This window comes from Nocardioides rubriscoriae (assembly GCF_008087085.1).
Lineage (GTDB): Bacteria > Actinomycetota > Actinomycetes > Propionibacteriales > Nocardioidaceae > Nocardioides > Nocardioides rubriscoriae.
In genome coordinates this window covers 1-16851 of sequence record NZ_VIYJ01000019.1, presented here as the reverse complement: position 1 = coordinate 16851, position 16851 = coordinate 1, and the positions used below count along the sequence as shown (strand labels likewise).

General features: G+C 75.4%; 14 protein-coding genes and 2 pseudogenes. 9 read left to right on the top strand and 7 right to left on the bottom strand.

The features are described from left to right. Window positions 1–135: 135 nt before the first annotated feature. The 3 genes from FZC61_RS23285 (at window position 136) to FZC61_RS22540 (ending at window position 2510) form a co-directional block, all read left to right on the top strand. Entirely contained in the window at window positions 136–603 is a 468-nt protein-coding gene (locus tag FZC61_RS23285; protein WP_170286240.1) for a hypothetical protein, read from the top strand. Window positions 604–1010: 407 nt separating this feature from the next. Then, window positions 1011–1373 carry a hypothetical protein gene (locus FZC61_RS22545; protein ID WP_148616518.1) on the top strand — a complete coding sequence of 121 codons (363 nt, stop codon included), beginning with the start codon at window positions 1011–1013 and terminating at the stop codon, window positions 1371–1373. Between the two features lie 141 nt (window positions 1374–1514). Continuing rightward, a complete protein-coding gene (locus FZC61_RS22540) occupies window positions 1515–2510 on the top strand; it encodes a beta-ketoacyl-ACP synthase III (RefSeq protein ID WP_148616517.1) in 996 nt (331 codons plus the stop codon). Between the two features lie 12 nt (window positions 2511–2522). On the opposite strand, the gene FZC61_RS22535 is transcribed toward FZC61_RS22540, so the two are convergent. Both FZC61_RS22535 and FZC61_RS22530 read right to left on the bottom strand, forming a co-directional pair. After that, window positions 2523–2801 carry a HAMP domain-containing histidine kinase gene (locus FZC61_RS22535; RefSeq protein ID WP_148616516.1) on the bottom strand — a complete coding sequence of 93 codons (279 nt, stop codon included), beginning with the start codon at window positions 2799–2801 and terminating at the stop codon, window positions 2523–2525. A 4-nt stretch (window positions 2802–2805) separates the two neighbouring features. Continuing rightward, window positions 2806–3090 (bottom strand): hypothetical protein, encoded by a 285-nt coding sequence (locus FZC61_RS22530; RefSeq protein WP_148616515.1) that lies wholly within the window; start codon window positions 3088–3090, stop codon window positions 2806–2808. A 499-nt stretch (window positions 3091–3589) separates the two neighbouring features. On the opposite strand from FZC61_RS22530, the gene FZC61_RS22525 reads away from it, so the two are divergent. The 3 genes and pseudogenes from FZC61_RS22525 (at window position 3590) to FZC61_RS24030 (ending at window position 5284) form a co-directional block, all read left to right on the top strand. Beyond that, window positions 3590–4618 carry a patatin-like phospholipase family protein gene (locus FZC61_RS22525; protein ID WP_148616514.1) on the top strand — a complete coding sequence of 343 codons (1029 nt, stop codon included), beginning with the start codon at window positions 3590–3592 and terminating at the stop codon, window positions 4616–4618. Further along, a pseudogene (locus tag FZC61_RS24145) lies at window positions 4615–4971 on the top strand (glyceraldehyde 3-phosphate dehydrogenase NAD-binding domain-containing protein); the annotation flags it as partial. The gene FZC61_RS22525 and the pseudogene FZC61_RS24145, both read left to right, overlap by 4 nt. Further along, window positions 4950–5284, top strand: a pseudogene (locus FZC61_RS24030) (hypothetical protein). The pseudogenes FZC61_RS24145 and FZC61_RS24030, both read left to right, overlap by 22 nt. A 63-nt stretch (window positions 5285–5347) precedes the next feature. On the opposite strand, the gene FZC61_RS22510 reads toward FZC61_RS24030, so the two are convergent. Genes FZC61_RS22510 through FZC61_RS22490 form a run of 5 tightly spaced genes read right to left on the bottom strand, consistent with a single transcriptional unit; the run spans window position 5348 to window position 11971 of the window. Then, window positions 5348–7444 carry an amylo-alpha-1,6-glucosidase gene (locus FZC61_RS22510; RefSeq protein WP_170286238.1) on the bottom strand — a complete coding sequence of 699 codons (2097 nt, stop codon included), beginning with the start codon at window positions 7442–7444 and terminating at the stop codon, window positions 5348–5350. 8 nt (window positions 7445–7452) lie between these two features. Continuing rightward, window positions 7453–8541: a glycosyltransferase family 4 protein gene (locus FZC61_RS22505; RefSeq protein WP_211357406.1), complete on the bottom strand. Its 1089-nt coding sequence runs from the start codon at window positions 8539–8541 to the stop codon at window positions 7453–7455. A 48-nt stretch (window positions 8542–8589) separates the two neighbouring features. Continuing rightward, window positions 8590–8793, bottom strand: coding sequence for a hypothetical protein (locus FZC61_RS22500; protein WP_148616510.1), 204 nt, complete (start codon window positions 8791–8793; stop codon window positions 8590–8592). Continuing rightward, on the bottom strand, window positions 8790–9530 hold the full coding sequence (locus FZC61_RS22495; RefSeq protein ID WP_148616509.1) for a universal stress protein: 741 nt from the start codon (window positions 9528–9530) through the stop codon (window positions 8790–8792). The genes FZC61_RS22500 and FZC61_RS22495 overlap by 4 nt, the downstream gene beginning before the upstream one ends. Next, the gene (locus FZC61_RS22490; protein WP_148616508.1) at window positions 9527–11971 is read right to left on the bottom strand and encodes a glycosyl hydrolase family 65 domain-containing protein; all 2445 of its coding nucleotides are present in this window, start codon (window positions 11969–11971) and stop codon (window positions 9527–9529) included. The genes FZC61_RS22495 and FZC61_RS22490 overlap by 4 nt, the downstream gene beginning before the upstream one ends. A gap of 166 nt (window positions 11972–12137) precedes the next feature. On the opposite strand from FZC61_RS22490, the gene FZC61_RS22485 reads away from it, so the two are divergent. From FZC61_RS22485 to FZC61_RS22475, 3 genes are read left to right on the top strand one after another with little or no spacing between them, the layout of a single operon-like run. Beyond that, window positions 12138–12995 (top strand): universal stress protein, encoded by an 858-nt coding sequence (locus tag FZC61_RS22485; protein ID WP_170286237.1) that lies wholly within the window; start codon window positions 12138–12140, stop codon window positions 12993–12995. An 8-nt stretch (window positions 12996–13003) separates the two neighbouring features. Continuing rightward, a complete protein-coding gene (locus FZC61_RS22480) occupies window positions 13004–15457 on the top strand; it encodes a cation-translocating P-type ATPase (RefSeq protein WP_170286236.1) in 2454 nt (817 codons plus the stop codon). A gap of 8 nt (window positions 15458–15465) precedes the next feature. Continuing rightward, window positions 15466–16686 (top strand): acetyl-CoA hydrolase/transferase family protein, encoded by a 1221-nt coding sequence (locus tag FZC61_RS22475; RefSeq protein WP_148616505.1) that lies wholly within the window; start codon window positions 15466–15468, stop codon window positions 16684–16686. Window positions 16687–16851 lie beyond the last annotated feature (165 nt).

The window sequence follows — 16851 nt, the reverse complement described above, 5'->3', positions numbered from 1 at the left end:
ACCTAGCGTCGTCCACGACGAGTTCGAAGCGGGCCGGTGCGTCGGACGGGAGGGCGCAGCGGTCTAGTGCGGTGCCGGGGGACCGTCACCTCACGCGGGCCCCGGTCGTTGATCCGCCACACGTCGATCCTCCGCGTGGCTCCCGAACTCACGGAGACCTCCTTGTTCCACGGCAACGAGCACCAGCCCGGCACCGCACCCGCGCCCACACCCGCGCCCACACCCGTCGTCGGACCGGGCTCGTACGACGAGGCCGGGTTGGGCCGCCTGTGGGCCGCGTGCGTCGCCGCCGAGCGGGCCCGGCCCTCGGCCGCGACCCTGCGCGACTACCTGGCCACGCACCGCGTCGTCTGGGACATGCCGTCGCTGTGCGAGGTGTTCCCCGAGGTCACCGAGCACCTGGAGGCCCGCTACCACCTCGAGCACCACCCCGGGGGCGTCCGCGTCACCCCCGCCGCCGCCGCCACCGCCGGCTGCGCCGGCCCGGAGGTCTTCCCGGTCGACGACGTCCGCCAGGTCGTCGACGTCCTGCTGTCGCGCGAGTACCGCGAGGCCGTGTGCCGTGAGAGCGTCCGGCCGGCCGGCGACCGTCTCGTCGGCTGACCGTCCCGGGTCGCAGGTCCCGTCGGGGGAGGCCCGTTCGGGCCATGCCGGTTAGGCACATCGGCCCATGGTGCCGGTGGTGCCGCCGTGCGACCGTGGACACACGAACCCACCACGACGACTGAAGCGTCAGCCGCAGGGGTGGACTCAGGACTCGCAGCCATGACCCGAGACGTGGCCGCGACGCAGGGGCCCCGGGGACCACGTCCCCGGGGCTCCTTGGGTCGTGCGACGCCGGCAACGGCCCGGATCCAGCGGTCCGAAACCGGCAAGTCCGTGTCAGTTCGGGACTCATCGAGTCAATTGCAGACATGTCCTTGTCATGTCGGCGGGGGGCCGTAGCGTCCTCCCTATCGATGCGTTGGACGAGTGTTCACGCACACCTCTCGGAGAGGGCTCGGCCTCGGATGCACGATCTCGCAGACGAACAATTCTCGGACACCACCCTGGTCGTCACCGACCCCATCTGGGACCTGCCGGACGACGTCCGCACCGCCTTGGAGCAGTGGTGCCACGACCACCACGTCGACCCCGAGCTGCTGCTGGTCGACCGTCCGATCGAGCGCGACCCGCACGCGGTCTCGCTGTCCTGGTACGTCGAGACCCCCACCGGCGTTCAGCGCCGCATCGTCTACGAGGCCGAGCCCCGGGGGTCGTGGCCCGAGCCCTTCCCCGACGTGGTCCGCGCCTGGTGCGGACGCCGTCGCGACGCGTCGCTCCGCGGCCGCGTCCGGGTGGCGCCGGCTGCGGCCTCACGCCACGCCTGCTGACCCTCCCGCGCTCCTCCCGCACTCCTCCCGCTCCGGTCCCGCGCTCGACTGGCTGACACCGCGCCGCGAGCGGCCGGCACGCGCCGCGCGCCTATGCTCGAGCGGGCCGGGGCCGCTCCGGTCGACAGGACGGAGCCGATCATGACCATTCAGCAGCCGCAGGACCTCACCCACGCCGCCATGCTGGGCCTGGGGGTCTACCGACCCGAGCGGGTCGTCACCAACGACGAGATCTGCGAGGTCCTCGACTCCTCCGACGAGTGGATCCAGAGCCGGTCGGGCATCCGGACCCGGCGCTTCGCCGGGCCCGGCGAGGACCTCATCACCATGGCGACCACCGCGGCCGAGCGGGCGCTGGCCGTCGCGGGGGTGGGGGCCGACCAGCTCGGGTGCGTGATCGTCGCGACCTCGACCCACCCCGAGCACACCCCGGCCTCGGCGCCCCAGGTCGCCGACCGGCTCGGCTCGACCGCGGCGGCGTTCGACGTCTCCGCCGGGTGCGCCGGTTTCTGCCACGCGCTCAACCTGGCCTCGGGCCTGGTCCGCTCGGGGGCCGAGTCCTACGTGCTGGTGATCGGGGTCGAGCAGCTGAGCCGCTTCATGGACCCGACCGACCGCGGGACCGCCTTCATCTTCGCCGACGGTGCCGGCGCCGTGGTCGTCGGAGGCGCGCAGGCCACCGGCATCGGCCCGACGGCCTGGGGCTCCGACGGGTCCAAGGCCCACGTCATCAACCAGACCCCCAGCTGCCTTGACTCCGGCGAGACGCACCACCCAGTGGTGCAGATGGAAGGCACCGCGGTGTTCCGCTGGGCGCCGTTCGCGATGGCCGACGTCGTCCACGAGGCGCTGGCCGCCGCCGGGGTGACGATCGACCAGCTCGACGCCTTCGTGCCCCACCAGGCCAACCTGCGCATCACCCAGACCCTCGCGCGCAACATCGGGCTGCCCGAGTCGGTGGCGGTGGCCACCGACATCGTCGAGGCCGGCAACACCTCGGCGGCCTCGGTGCCACTGGCGATGGAGGCGATGCTGCGCACCGGTCAGGCCGAGCCCGGCGACCTCGCCCTGCTCATCGCGTTCGGTGCGGGCCTGAGCTACGCGGGCCAGGTCGTGACGCTGCCGCCCCACGAGTGAGGAGGCGGCGCGTCAGGGCTGGTCGGGCGTCAGGCCCGGGACCTCGCGGCCGCAGGAGCACCGCGCCTCGCGCAGGCGCGCGACCAGGTCGTCGGTCATCGCCGCCAGCCGCTCGGTGCCGTCGTTGACGCGGCCCAGGTAGGCCGGGCTCTCGTCGGGCTCGGACAGCGCCGCCAGCTCGCTGAAGCCCTGCACGACCGCGAGCATCTCGTGGAAGTCGTGCATGAACGCGGCGTACGACGACTCCACCAGCCCGTCCGAGCCCCCCTCGGCCCCCGGAGTGTCCGACACCGGCTCACCCCGCTCGCCCGGTCTGTGGCCCGACCGTCAGGGCGGAGGTCGGGTGCGGCGTCGTGCCCCGGCCGTCTGAGCCCCTGGCGGTGTGCGCGCGGTCGGTGTCCTCGGGCCCGTAGTGGGTGCGCAGGTGCTCCAGCACCAGGCCGAGGGTGTCGAACACGTCGGCGGACCCGTCGGGCCGCTGCACCCGGTAGGAGCGACCGACGAGGCTCGCGGCGGTCTCGTCGATGCTGGGTATGCCCGACTCGACCCGGCTGCCGTCGGCCAGGGTCATCACCTTCACCCACTGCATCACCACCACCGGCCCGGTGTGCGGCGAGGGAGGGACCCCGAGGCGTTCGGGGTGCCAGAGTCGGCAGGGCGCGGCGGGGCCGCGAGGTGGTGGTGTCCGAAACGGTGGGGGTGCATCGGATGCTCCGGATTCCGAGAGCGGTCGACGGCCCCTCGAGAGCCGCCCGGGTGCGTGTCCACACCCAGCGGCCAACCTACGCCCAACCTTTGTCGACGGCAACGACGATGCCGGGTCATCCCCGAGGACACCGGGCTCGGGCTCGAGCGCACCGACGGCCGTCGACCCCCCGATCCTCCCCGCGTCCGACCGACGACGCGGAGAGGAGGACGCCCTCGCGCCCAGGGGCTCTGGACCCGCGGCCCGCGGCCCGGCCGCAGGCTCCGGACACCTGTCAGGACCTGACTCTCGGCGGGGTGAGCGGGTCGTTGTGCCCTGATGCGGTCGTGCGAGGGCCCGCACCATGTGAGCCAGACGATCTCCAGGAGGCGTGATGACCGAACCAGTCGGTCGGGTGACGACCGACGACGGCGCCGGACCTGCCCGACCCCGGCACCCGCTCGCGATGGTCTACGGCGGTGGGGGCGTGGTCGGGATCGCCTACACGGCCGGGGTGGCCGCGGGTCTCACGAGCGCTGGGATACCGGTGGCCGACGCGCCCGCCCTGGGCACCTCGGCCGGCTCCTGGACGGCCTCGGCCCTCGCGCTGGGCCTGACCTGGGCCGACCTCGACAAGCTGCCGGTCCCCTCGCTGCCCACCGTGCGCACCGGGGTCCTAGCCGGCATCGCCCGCCAGGCGTTCGGTGAGCAGACCCACCCGCTGGTCTCGATCTCGGCGGTGCGCCTGCGGTCGGGGCGGCGCCGCGTCTTCGACGGGACGTCGTACCCGCTGGCCGACCTGGCCGCCGCGTCGTCGGCGGTGCCCGGGTTGCTGCCGCCGCACCGCATCGACGGCGAGCTCTACGTCGACGGCGGCATGTGGTCGGCGACGTCGGTCGACGCGGCCGACGACGCGCAGACCGTCATCGTCGTGGCGCCCCTGGCGGGGCGGATGGTGGGGCCCATGGGTCGCGTGGCCGGTGCCCTGCTCGAGCGCGAGCTCGACCAGTGGCGGCGGGCCAACCCCGCGGCGCACATCTGGATGGTCCGGCCCAACCGCGCGATGGCCTCGATCGTCGGGGTACGACCCCTGGCCCTGTTCGACCGCGAGCGGGCCACCGCGATCTACCCGCTGGCGCGCGCCCAGGGCCTGCGCCTGGGCGCGCAGGTTCAGCACGCCGCCGCGGCCGGCCACGGCCACCAGAGGCTCAGCACGGTCTGGTGGCACCCGGCCGGGCGGACCTCGGCCACCGTCGGGACCTTGGTCCCGACCGCTCGTGCCCTCGGACCGTGGGGTGCGGCACGAGACACCGACACCATGGGACCTGTCGCGATCACGCATCGCGAGCTTCCGGCGCCCCAGGGCGGCGTGAGACCCGTCCGTGCCGGGCCGCAGGGCCCGGCCGGACGGCCACCGGAGTGACGAGCAGGTCGGGACGTCCTTCCCCGGGCACCCCCTGGTCGTCGGGCGGGCATCGCGCCGGGGCATCGACCACAGGTGAAGTCGACGGGGTGACCGAGCCCGCGGAGACGGGGACAGTCGCGCGGATCGCCGTCAACGGACTGGGTCGGGTCGGCCGGGCGCTCGTGCGCCAAGCCGTGCTCAGCGACGACATCGAGGTGGTGGCCGTCAACGACCTGGCCGGCCCGGCCGTGCTCAGCGGGCTGCTGCGCCGCGACTCGACCTACGGCCGGTTCCCGGTCGAGGTCGACTTCGGCGAGGACCACCTGGTCGTCGACGGGGTCAGGATCCCGTGGTCCGACGCGACGAGCCCGACCGCGCTCCCGTGGGTGTCGTACGCCGTGGACGTGCCGGTCGAGTGCTCGTCGACGGGCCGCACGAGGACCCGCGTCGGGCCCGATCGGCGGCGGTCGACATCACCGCGACCACGACGGGCGCGGCCCGCGCCGTCGGCCTGGTCATCCCGAGCTCGAGGGCAGGCTCGACGGTGCCGCCCTGCGGGTGCCGGTCGTCGACGGGTCGGTGGTGGACCTTGCCGTCCTGCTCGAGACCCAGGTGACCCGCGACGAGGTCAACGCGGTCTTCGAGGAGGCCGGCCGCAGCGGCGCGCTGCACGAGCGTGGGTGACGCCGGCATGCTCGAGGGCGGGCACCCGACGGATACCTGACGGGCACTCGACGAGCGCCCCGCTCAGCCGACGACCCCTGCGGCCCGGACGGTGCCACCGGTGGAGTCGACCATCACGTCGTAGTGCGCGTCGCCGCAGCCCAGCGCCCGCAGCACCAGCGGCAGGAACCGCTCGGGCACCACGGGATCGCACGTCGGCCCGGCCGGTCCCGGGTGCAGGCCCATCAGCGCCCGCAGCAGCTCGACGGGCGCCGCCGAGGCCCACGCCTGCGGCGAGCAGGCCGCGGGGTAGGGGACCGGCACCGGCACGTCCTGGGGCGTGAACCCGCCGAACAGCTCGGGCAGCCGGTGGTCGAGCAGGGCCGCCGCGTCGAGCAGGCCGACGGCCACCCGGGCGGCCTCCTCGGTGTGCCCGTACGCCGCCAGGCCGGCCACGCACAGGGCCGTGTCGTGGGGCCAGACCGACCCGTTGTGGTAGCTCAACGGGTCGTAGGCGCCCATCGTGGTGGCCAGGGTGCGGATGCCCCACCCGCTGAACATCGCCGGCGAGACCAGGTGGGCGGCGACCTGCTCGGCCTTGTCGTCGTCAGCGATGCCGGTCCACAGGCAGTGCCCGACGTTGGAGGTCAGCGAGTCGATCGGCCGCTTGTCGCCGTCGAGCCCCACGGCGTACCAGCCGCGGTCGGGCAACCAGAACGCCTCGTTGAACGCCGCCTTGAGCCGGGCGGCGTGCAGGTACCACCGCGCCGCGACCTCGTCCTGCGCTGCTGCCTCCGCGATCCGGGACCGGGCCAGGTAGGCGGCGTAGGCGTAGCCCTGCACCTCGGCCAGGGCGATCGGCGGCTCCGGCAGCGACCCGTCGGCGAAGGTGATGCCGTCCCAGGAGTCCTTCCAGCCCTGGTTGACCAGGCCCCGGTCGGTCGCGCGGGCGTACTCGATGAACCCGTCGCCGTCGCGGTCGCCGTACGTCGCCATCCACTCCAGGGCCCGGTCGGCGTGCTCCACCAGGGTCGGGGTCACCGCGTCCGGCTGCCACCGGTGCAGCTCGCCCAGGGCCATCACGAACAACGGCGTGGCGTCGGCGCTGCCGTAGTAGGCGCCCTTGCCGCCCAGGGCGAGGGTCCCGGCGGGCCCGAAGCGCAGCTCGTGCAGGATGCGCCCGGGCTCCTCCTCGGTCGCGGCGTCGACCCGCTCGCCCTGGTGCAGGCCCAGGGTGGTGAGCGTGCCCAGGGCCAGCGTCTTGTCGACCGGCAGCAGCATCATCGCCGTGAGCAGCGAGTCGCGGCCGAAGAGCGCCATGAACCACGGCGCCCCCGCGGCGACGACCGGGAGGTCGACGTGGGCGGGGTCGAAGATGCGCAGGGTCGCCAGGTCGTCGATGCTGCGGCCGAGCACGTCGGCCAGCCCGCGGTCGGCGGTCGCGACGGTCGGGGCCGCCTCCTGGAACTGGCGGCGCCGGCGGGCGGGTGCGGCGTGCTCGGCCGCGGTGCCCGGTGCGTGGTGCGGCTCGACGAGCTGCCCGTGCAGCCGGGCCGTCACCTGCACCGTCGTCGACCAGGTCCCGTGGCCCGCGAGCTCGACGGTCCACCGCAGGCCGTCCGGGGTCGCGACGGCCGACGCGTCGCCGTCGACGTGCACCCCGAAGTCGACGTCGGTCCGGGCCACCAGGTCGACGCCGTGGGGCCGGACCGACGCCGTCGTCGCCGGGGGCTCGGCGGGCCCGTCGGCGTCGACGCGGCCCTCCTTGACCTCGAAGAGGTCGGCGAAGTCGCTGTCGACCTCCAGCGCCATCTCGACGTGCACGACCCCCGGCCCGGTCGAGCGCAGGGTGAGGTCCTCGCGCATGCCGTCACCGACCAGGCGCCTGCGGGTCACCACGAGCTGCGGGCCGTGGTCGGGCCCGAGGTCGGGCGACAACATCAGGTAGGTCGCCGAGTGGGGCGAGTCCTGGTGCACCCGTACGGCGTCGAGCCGGCGCCCGGCCAGGCTCAGCCGCCACCGTCGTACGACGCGGGTGTCGCGCACGAACAGGCCCTGCGGTCCCTGCGTGCCGAGGTCGCCCGCGGCATCGCCGATGCAGAAGGTCGTGCCGTCGAGCAGGACCACCTGCCCGGCACCGACCGACGCGGGCGCGCCGTCGAAGAGCCACGGGTCGCTCACGCCGCGGCCTAGCCCGCCATGGAGGTGGCGGTGCCCCCGTGGGCGCCGGTCACCGCGACGTTGCGACGTGACGGCTGGCGGGACCGGGCGACCAGGCAGGCGTAGAGGTCCTCGTGGTCGGCGGCCATCCGCGCGACGGAGAAGCGCTCCTCGGCCTCGGCGCGGCACACGGCGCGGTCGATCTCGGGCAGCCGGGTGACGGCGCGGACCGCGGCGTCCTCGGTGGCGCACAGGAAGCCGGTGCGTCCGTGCGTGATGATCTCCGGCGCGGCCCCCAGGGGCCAGGTGATGACCGGCGTGCCCACGGCGAGCGACTCGGCCATGACCAGGCCGAACGGCTCGGGCCACGCGATCGGGTTGAGCAGCCCGGCGGCGGTCTGCAGGCACTGCACGCGCTCGTCCAGCCCGGCCTCGAAGAGCGGTCGCTCGTCGGCGGCCAGCAGCGGCCGCACGTGCGACTCGTAGTAGTCGACCTCGGTCTCGTCGCGCATCTTGGAGAAGATCCGCAGCGGCCGGCCCGCGGCCCGCGCGATCCGCACCGCCCGGTCGACGCCCTTCTCGGGCGACATCCGTCCCACGAAGACGAGGTGCTCGCCGCCCCCGGACCCCGCGCGGTAGGTGTCGGTGTCGACGCCGTGGTGGATGACCCTGGCGATCGGGACCCGTCCCTCGGCGCGGCGCGCCTGGTCGGCCGAGATCGCCACGACGGACGCGCGCTCGGCGGCCCGGCCGAACAGCAGCCGGGTGGCGGCGTTGTAGACGCCGTGGTTGGTCGTGACGAGCGGGGGCACCCCCGGCCCGGCCGCGGGCGCCAGCAGCGGGCCGAGCACGGTGTGGTCGTGGATGACGTCGACGTCGGCGACCTCGGCGAGCTCGGTGTGGGCGGCCAGGACGTGGACGGCCTCGGGGATCGAGAGCCCCATGGGCGCCACCGGCTCGTCGAACCAGGACCGGCGCTCGACCGGGACGGTGGAGGTGCCGACGGTGAACAGGGTGACGTCGTGCCCGCGGGCGGTCAGGCCGCGGGCCAGGTTGTCGACGACCGACTCGGTGCCGCCGTACGACGGGGGTGGGACGGGGATCCAGGGCGGTGCCACCAGGCCGATCCTCACCGGTGACCGCCGGGGGACGACCGCCGTCCGGGGTCAGGCACGGGTGCGGGTCCCGGACTCGACGGGGACGAGGTCACCCAGCTCGAAGCGCCACGCGAGCCGGCACCGGGGACAGGTGAACAGCACGTCACGGTGGGTCTCGGTGAGGGTGGACAGGTCGGTGGACCCGCACGCGGAGCAACGATGCGGGGTCGCGAGGGCGGCCGCGAGGTCGAGGACGACGGTGTGCTGGGTCATGCCTCACGGTGTCTCGTCGGCGGGGGCGTGGTCGAGGGCGCAAGGTCCTCCGACTGCGGACGAAGGTCCTGTGGTGTCACCGGAAGCAGCAGGAGCGGCACGTGGCCCGCGGTCAGGGCCTGCAGCACCGTCTGGGCGCGACCGCCCCCGAGGTCCTGGCCCCAGCCGACCATGAGCAGGTCGGCGTCGCTGTGCTCGGCCCTGGTGACGACCTCGTCGCAGGAGCGCCCGCGCCGCAGGTCGAGCTCGACGGCCCACGGGAGGTTGCGCAGGAGGAACTCCTCGGTCCAGTGCTCGTAGGAGTGGGCGGCCTGGTCCCAGAACGCGGGTGCGGTGGCGGCGTCGAAGACGTGCATCGCCGTGACGTGCACCCCGGCCCCGACCAGGCGCTGGGCCATCGCCGCCACCGCCGCGGCGGTGCCGGGGGCGCCGTCCAGCGGCAGCAGGACCTCGGTGACGCGGGCCGGGACCCGCGGGTGCTGGGGCAGGACCATCACCGGCGTGGTGACCCGGCGGATGACGTCCCAGCAGACCGACTCCGGTCCACCGGCGTGCAGCACGGCGAGGTCGTCGTCGCGCAGGGCGGCGGTGATCGCGTCGGAGCGGCCGTCGCGGTCGGTGCCGGAGGGCACCGTCGTCTGGCGCGACCCGCACCCGAGCAGCGTCGCCATGGTGGCGGCCATGGCGAGCACCTGCGGGTCGTCGTCCTGCTCGAGGACGGCGACGACGTCGCTCACGGCGCACCCGCCCCGACGAGGTGGACGTCGCCGTCGGCGCGCACCCGGTAGGGCTGGGACGCCGGCACGTGCGCGGCGAGCGCCCCGGACGCCGCGACCGTCATCAGGTCGGCGTCGACGTCGACGCGCACGTCGCGCCCCAGTGCCCGGAAGCGGACGGCCAGCCGGGGCCAGGCCGCTGGCAGGACCGGGTCGAGGTGCAGCACGCCGTCGCGGACCCGCGCCCCGAGGAACCCGAACAGCAGGGCCTGCCAGGCGCCGCCCAGGGCCCCGATGTGGACGCCGGCGGAGGTGGTGCCGCCGAGGTCGTCGAGGTCGATGCTCAGGCTGAGCCGCAGCAGGTCCAGGGCGGCCTCGGGCCGCCCGGCCCGGGCGTGCACCAGCGCCATGGTCGCCGGCGACAGCGACGAGCCGTGGGCGGTGCGCGGCGCGTAGAGGTCGAGGTTGGTGACCAGGGAGCCCGCCACGACCTCGTCGGGCACCAGGTGGTGCAGCATCAGCACGTCGGGCTGCTTGATCAGCTGCGAGCGTGCGACGCGGTCGCGGCCGACGAGCACGTCGGCGGCGACCGGGGGCGGCGCGAGGTCGGTGACCACCAGGGGCTGGAGGTCGCGGTAGCCGCGGAACTGCTCGTAGACCCCGGTGGTCTCGTCGTAGCCGTCGACGAGCGCCGCGGCCCGCCGCAGCCACGAGCGGCACTCGTCGTCGTGGGCGCGGGTGAGCCGGGCCGCGGCGCGCAGGTTCCAGCGCGCCATCACGTTGGTGAAGGCGTTGTCGTCGACACCCTCGTGGTACTCGTCGGGCCCGGTCACGCCGGTGACGTGCGCGGTGCCGTCGGGGTCGGTGTCGGTGCGCGAGGCCCAGTAGCGCGCGGTCGCCGCGAGCAGCGCGCGCTCGCCGTCGGACAGGTGGGCCCCCGGCCGCGACCACGTGGCGTTGTGGACGACGGCCCAGGCGACGTCGGCGGTGACGTGCTCCTCCTGGGTGCCGGTGACGATGTCGACCTGCTCGCCACCGACCCAGCCCCGCGCCGGCGTCACGTCCTGGCCGGTGGCCGCCGACTCCCAGGGGAACCGTGCGCCCCGCCGGGCCTCGGACCGCGCCCGCTCACGGGCGGCGCCGAGCCGGTGGAGCCGGTAGCGGACCATCGCGTCGGCTGCCTCCGGGTCGATGGTCGCCAGGGCCGGCAGGACGAACACGTCGGCGTCCCAGAAGACGTGCCCGGCGTACCCGCTGCCGGTCAGCGCGCGGGCCCCGACCGCGAGCTCGGCGCCGTCGGACGCCAGGCCCCACAGGTGGAAGAGCGCGAAGCGCAGGGCGAGCTCGCTGCCCGGGTCGTCGGGGATGCGGACGTCGACCCGCGACCAGCGCTGCGCCCAGGCCGCCCGCTGCTCGGCGAGCAGGGCCTCGAAGCCGGCGCGTCCGGCACGGTCGAGGCGCTCCTGCGCCCGCGCGCGCCGCGGCCGGCCGCGGGTGGTGTGGTCGACCGCGACGAGGCGTTCGAGGGTGGTGACCCCTGCGTCGTGCCCGACCTCCTGCCGGGCGACCGCCCCGATGCCACCGTGGTGGCCCACCGCGGGCGTGGTGGCCGACCAGGTGCCGTGCTCGGGGGACGGCCCGGGGTCCATCCGCTGCGACGCGGCCTCGACCCGCAGCGCGAACACCCCGGGGGCGCCGGCCGCCGCGAAGCGCAGCGACCGCAGCGGCACGCCCGACCCACCGACCTCCTCGCGGTAGAGCACGCCGGTGCGCAGGTCGAGCACGCGCTCGTCGGCCTGCACCTCGTCGCGCAGCCGGACGTCGACCAGGTCCGGGCCGGGCAGCAGGCCGTCGTGGACCCCCGTGCCGGCGTACACCCCGGCGGCGACGACGAGGGGTTGTCCGTAGTCGGGTGACTCCTCGACCGACCCGCGCCACCCGACCCCTCCCGACGCCAGCGTGAAGAGGCTCTCGGTGACGCGGTGCCGGGCGGGGTCGACCCCGCGCTCGACGACCGCCCACCGGGGGTCGTGGACGACGTCGGGCACCCGGTGCGACCGGGCGCGCCGCAGCTGCTCGTCGAGCAGCGCCAGGACGCCGTCGGTCCCGTCGACCGGGACGGTCGTCGCGTCGCTGCCCGGGGGCGCCGGCAGGTCGGCGTGGGAGTCGACCAGCAGCACGAGCCGGCCGGTGACGCCCAGCTCGTCGAGCCGCGCCAGCGCCTCGTGGGCCGAGCCCGAGGCGGTGCAGCCGGCCGGGGCGGCGTCGGCGACCACCACGACCCGCAGGCCGAGGCGGGCGAGCTGCTCGAGGCGGGTGGTGACCGGTCCGCCGATCGCGCGCCGGCTCACCACCACCGCCGCGACCGAGCGGGCCAGCGGCTCGCGGGGTGCGGGACGTCCGGTGCTGCGCACCGCCAGGTCGCCGCTCACCCCGGGCCCCCCGGTGGGAGATCGTGTCATCGCGGTTCCCTGGATGTCCCTGGATGTCCCCGGAGCGACTGGTCGTGCCCACCGTGTCGACCGCCGGCCCGGCCGGGCCAGGGCCGAAGGTCCCGGGGGGGCCGGCGCCACCACGTCGGGACCAAGGCCTCTCCCCGGCGACCCCGGCCGCGCGCACCGTGGGGCGATGAGCACCCTGGGCCCCCGCGAGCGGCCACGGCACGTGGTGGCCGAGGCCTGGGGTCCGTGGCGCACGCGGCACGCCGTGCGCTGGGCGTGCGCGCAGGCGGTGCTCGAACGGCGACCGCTGACGCTGGCCTACACGCTGGCGCCCTGGCAGGTGCGCCCCGGTCTCGCACGGCTCACCCTGGCCGCGGTGGGCCGCGCGCAGGCCCGCGCCCGCCGCAGCGCCCGGCGTACGGCGCCGGGGGTCGAGGTCCACACCGAGGTGCGGGTGGGCCACCACCCGTCGGTGCTGGTCGACCTGGTCGCCCACGAGCACCTGCTGGTCCTCGTCGGTCCGGGTCGGCGGCGCCCCGGCACCGGCCCCGGGATCCGCGCGGTCGCGATCGCCTCGGGGGCCGGCGTCCCCGTCGTCCTGGTCAGGCGCGGCGACACCAGTCGGGCCCGCGCCCGGGTCGCGGTGGCGGTCGACGGCCGTCCCGGCTCCGTGGCGGCCTGCGAGGTCGGCTACGCCCAGGCCGAGCTGCGCGGCTCGACGCTCGACGTCCTGGGGTGCCTCCCGGCCCCGGCCCACCGGGCGGGCCTCCCGCCCTCCGACGCCGACCTGGCCACCGCCCGCGACGGGCTGAGCCGGTTGACCGCGCTCCACGCGGCACCGGCCCGCGCCCATCCGCACGTCGCGGTCGACACCGCCGTGGTGATCGGGCCGGTGCGCGACGTGCTGGCCCAGGCCTCGCCGCCGGGCGGCCTGCTGGTGCTCAGCGCCAGCCGGCGCGGCCCCTCGGTGCGGACCAGCGAGTCCCTGACCGCCGCGGTCCTGCGCCGGTCGCACTGCGCCGTGGCCGTCGTCCCCGACCTGTGACCGGGTCCGTGCCGACCCGGACGGCGCCCCCTGACCCGACCGCCGGGGGTCTGACGACCGAGACCGCCCGGCAGCGGCTCGAGGTGTCGGGCCCCAACGCGCTGCCCGAGGCGCCACCCACGCCGGTGCTGCGCCGGGTGCTGCGGCAGCTCGGTGACCCGATGATCCTGCTGCTGCTCGGCGCCTTCGTCGTCGTGGTGGTGACCGGCGACCTCGCCGACGCGACCATCATCGCGGTCGTCGTCGTGCTCAACACCGCGATCGGGGTGGTGCAGGAGGTGCGCGCCGAGAGCGCCATCGAGGCCCTGGGCCGGATGTCGGCGCCCCGGGCGACGGTGGTGCGCGACGGCGTCGTCCGTACGGTCGTGGCGGCCGAGCTGGTCGCCGACGACCTGGTGGTGCTCGACGCCGGTGCGGTGGTGCCGGCCGACCTGGTGGTCACCGAGGCGGCCGCCCTCATGGTCGACGAGGCCGCGATGACCGGGGAGTCGGTGCCGGTCTCGCGGGACGTCGACGAGGAGCTGCTGGCCGGGACCGTGGTCACGGGCGGCCGGGCCCGCGGTCGGGTCGTGCGCACCGGCGCCGAGAGCGGCCTCGGCCAGATCGCTGCTCTCGTCGCGGGCACGGTGACCGGCCCGACGCCTCTGCAGCAACGGCTGTCGCGGCTGTCGCGGACCCTGGTCGGCGTCACGACGGTGCTGTGCCTGGTCGCGTTCGTGTCGTCGGTGGCGCGGGGCGAGGCGGTCGTGGCGTCGTTGATCCTGGCGGTCAGCCTGGGCGTGGCGGCGATCCCCGAGTCGCTGCCGGCGGTCGTGTCGGTGGCGCTGGCGCTGGGGGCCCACCGGATGGCGCAGCGCTCGGCCGTGGTGCGGTGGCTGCCCGCGGTGGAGACCCTCGGCTCGGTCGACGTCCTGGCCTCCGACAAGACCGGCACCCTCACCGAGGGTCGCATGGAGGTCAGCCGCTGGTGGACCCCCAAGGGTCCGCACGACGTGGGCGCGCCCGGCCTCGTCGACGCCGACCGGCGGCTGCTGCGCGACGTGGTGCTGTGCAACGACGCCCGGCTCGGCGCCGACGGCACGGTCGTCGGCGAGGCCATGGAGGGGGCGCTGCTGACGGCGGCGGCCCACCACGACGTCGAGCGGGCTGAGCTCGAGACGCTCTGGCCCCGGACGCAGGAGAGGCCCTTCGACGCCACGACCCGCTCGATGACCACGTGGCACGCCGGACCCGACGGTGCCGCCGTCGAGGTGACCAAGGGCGCCCCCGAGGTGGTGCTTGAGCTCGTCGTCCCCGACGCCGTGGCGCGGGCCGCGCACGCAGCGGCCCAGGCCCTGGCCGAGGCGGGCTTCCGGGTGATCGCCGTCGCCGAGGGCGACGTGCTGGTGGGCCTGGTGGCCGTGGCCGACCCGCCCCGCGCCGCTGCCGCCGAGGTGGTCGCGGCCTGCCGCGCGGCCGGGATCCGGATGGTGCTGATCACCGGCGACCACCCCGCCACCGCCCGGGCGATCGCCGAGCAGGTCGGGATCGTCGGTCCCGGCTCCGAGGTCGTCGACGGCGACGCGGTGGCCCGGGGCGAGCACGTCGACCGCGTCGACCAGATCGACGTCTACGCCCGCACCCGACCCGAGCAGAAGGTGGCGATCCTCGACGCGTGGCGCGAGCACGGCGCCGTCGTCGCGATGACCGGTGACGGGGTCAACGACGCCCCGGCCCTGCGGCGCGCCGACATCGGCGTGGCGATGGGCGGGCGCGGCACCGAGGTCGCGCGGCAGGCCGCCGACCTGGTGCTCGCCGACGACGACCTGCGGACCCTGGTCGCCGCGGTCGCCGAGGGGCGACGGGTCTACCGCAACATCCGCACCTTCCTGCGCTACGCGCTGGCCGGGGGGCTGGCCGAGGTGCTGGTCATCCTGGTCGCGCCGCTGGTTGGGATGGGCGTGCCGCTGACGCCGGCGATGATCCTGTGGATCAACATGCTCACTCACGGCGTACCGGGGGTCGCCTTCGGCGGGGAGCCGCTCGACCCCGCCGACATGGAGCACCCGTCGCCGCGCCCCGCGCGCCGGGTGCTCGACCGCACGCTCACCCGCCAGGTCGCGGTCGCCGGGCTGCTCATCACCGCCGTGTCGTTCGTGGCCGGGTGGCTCGGGCCCGACCGGGGTGTGCCCACCTCGACGGCGGTGTTCGTCGCGCTCGGCTTCGGCCAGCTGTCGATCGCGATGGCCGTCCGGGCGCCGCGCCACGGCGTCGGGTGGCGCGGGCGCGGCCTCGAGGCCGCGGTCGTCGTGGCCGGGCTGCTGCAGGTGGCCGCCGTGCTCGTGCCCCCGCTGCGCGACCTCGTCGGGGCGGAGCCCGTCGAGCTGCGCGGCCTGGCGCTGGTCGTGCTCGTCGGCGTCCTGCCGGGAGTGGTGCTGGTCGCCGGCCGTGCGCTCCGAGGGGTGGTCGCGCGTCTGGTCTGATGGTCCGCATGGACCTGACCAGTGCGCTGCGGCAGCTGCCGCCCGACCCCCGGGTGCTTGTCAGCGGCAACCACGCCACCCCCTGGCACACCCTCGGCCTGGTCGACGCCGGCCTCGACTCCTACCGGCTGTGGGCGCTCAACGGCCAGCGCGGGCTGCCCGACCGCGAGGGCGTCGTCCTCGAGACGTCGTTCGTGGGTCCCGGCATGCGCCGCAGCCCGCGTCTGAGCTACGTCCCGTCGCGGCTGTCGCTGGTGCCGCTGCTCCTCGGCACCGCCCAGGTGCCCGACCTGGTGGTCGTGCACACCACGCGGCCGCGGGGCGGCAAGGTGTCGCTGGGGATCGAGGTCAACGTCCTGCCCGCCGCCATCGACGCCGTACGCCGCCGCGGCGGGCTGGTCGTCGCCCAGGTCAACGACCGGTTGCCGTGGACCTTCGGCGACGCCGAGGTCGACCTCGACCTCATCGACGTGCTCGTCGAGGCCGACGAGCCGCTGCCCGTACCGGCGCACGCCCCGATCGACGAGACCGCGGCCCGCATCGGTGCCCTGGTGGCCGAGCGGGTGCCCGACGGTGCGACCCTGCAGGCCGGAATCGGCGCGGTGCCCGACGCGACCATGCACGGCCTGGTCGACCGGCGCGGCCTGCGGGTGTGGACCGAGATGTTCTCCGACTCGGTCCTGGCCCTCGAGAAGGCCGGCGCCCTCGACCGGTCGACCCCGCTCGCCGCGTCGTTCCTCTTCGGCTCCGAGGAGCTCATGGAGTGGGTCGACGGCAACGAGCGCGTGCGCATGATGCGCACCGAGATCGCCAACGACCCGGCCCGCATCTCCGCCAACCCGTCGATGGTCAGCGTCAACACCGCCCTGCAGGTCGACCTCTTCGGCCAGGCCAACGCCTCGCGCATCAGCGCCCGCATCCACTCCGGCTTCGGCGGCCAGACCGACTTCGTCGTCGGCGCCCTGCACAGCCCCGGCGGCCAGGCCCTGATCGCCCTGCGCTCCTGGCACCCCCGCGCCGACGTCTCGACGATCGTGCCCATGGTCGAGGAGCCCGTGACGTCGTTCCAGATGAGCGCGGTGGTCACCGAGCAGGGCGTCGCCGAGATGTTCGGCCGCGACCAGACCGCCCAGGCCACCAACCTGATCGAGCACGCCGCCCACCCCGACGTCCGCGACGAGCTGCGCGAGGAGGGTGTCGAGCTCGGGTTGCTGCCGGGGCTGGGCTGAGGGCGAGGTCCCTCCACGGTGGTCGAGGTGCGAGGGCCCCTAGGAGCCTGCTGAACAAAGGGCGCGCCTGAGCGACTCGTCGGGGTTGGGCTGAAATCATGTGGTTGTGCAGGGTGAGGCTGATCGCCAGCGGGATCTGATGGATGTGGAGTCGGTCGCGGGGCA

Excerpts from the sequence above, each read along its gene's own strand:
- FZC61_RS22545 (WP_148616518.1), top strand. The coding sequence starts at position 1,011 with ATGCACGATCTCGCAGACGAACAATTCTCGGACACCACCCTGGTCGTC.
- FZC61_RS22485 (WP_170286237.1), top strand. The coding sequence starts at position 12,138 with ATGAGCACCCTGGGCCCCCGCGAGCGGCCACGGCACGTGGTGGCCGAG.
- FZC61_RS22490 (WP_148616508.1), bottom strand. The coding sequence starts at position 11,971 with ATGACACGATCTCCCACCGGGGGGCCCGGGGTGAGCGGCGACCTGGCG.
- FZC61_RS22525 (WP_148616514.1), top strand. The coding sequence starts at position 3,590 with ATGACCGAACCAGTCGGTCGGGTGACGACCGACGACGGCGCCGGACCT.
- FZC61_RS22475 (WP_148616505.1), top strand. The coding sequence starts at position 15,466 with ATGGACCTGACCAGTGCGCTGCGGCAGCTGCCGCCCGACCCCCGGGTG.
- FZC61_RS22500 (WP_148616510.1), bottom strand. The coding sequence starts at position 8,793 with ATGACCCAGCACACCGTCGTCCTCGACCTCGCGGCCGCCCTCGCGACC.
- FZC61_RS22540 (WP_148616517.1), top strand. The coding sequence starts at position 1,515 with ATGACCATTCAGCAGCCGCAGGACCTCACCCACGCCGCCATGCTGGGC.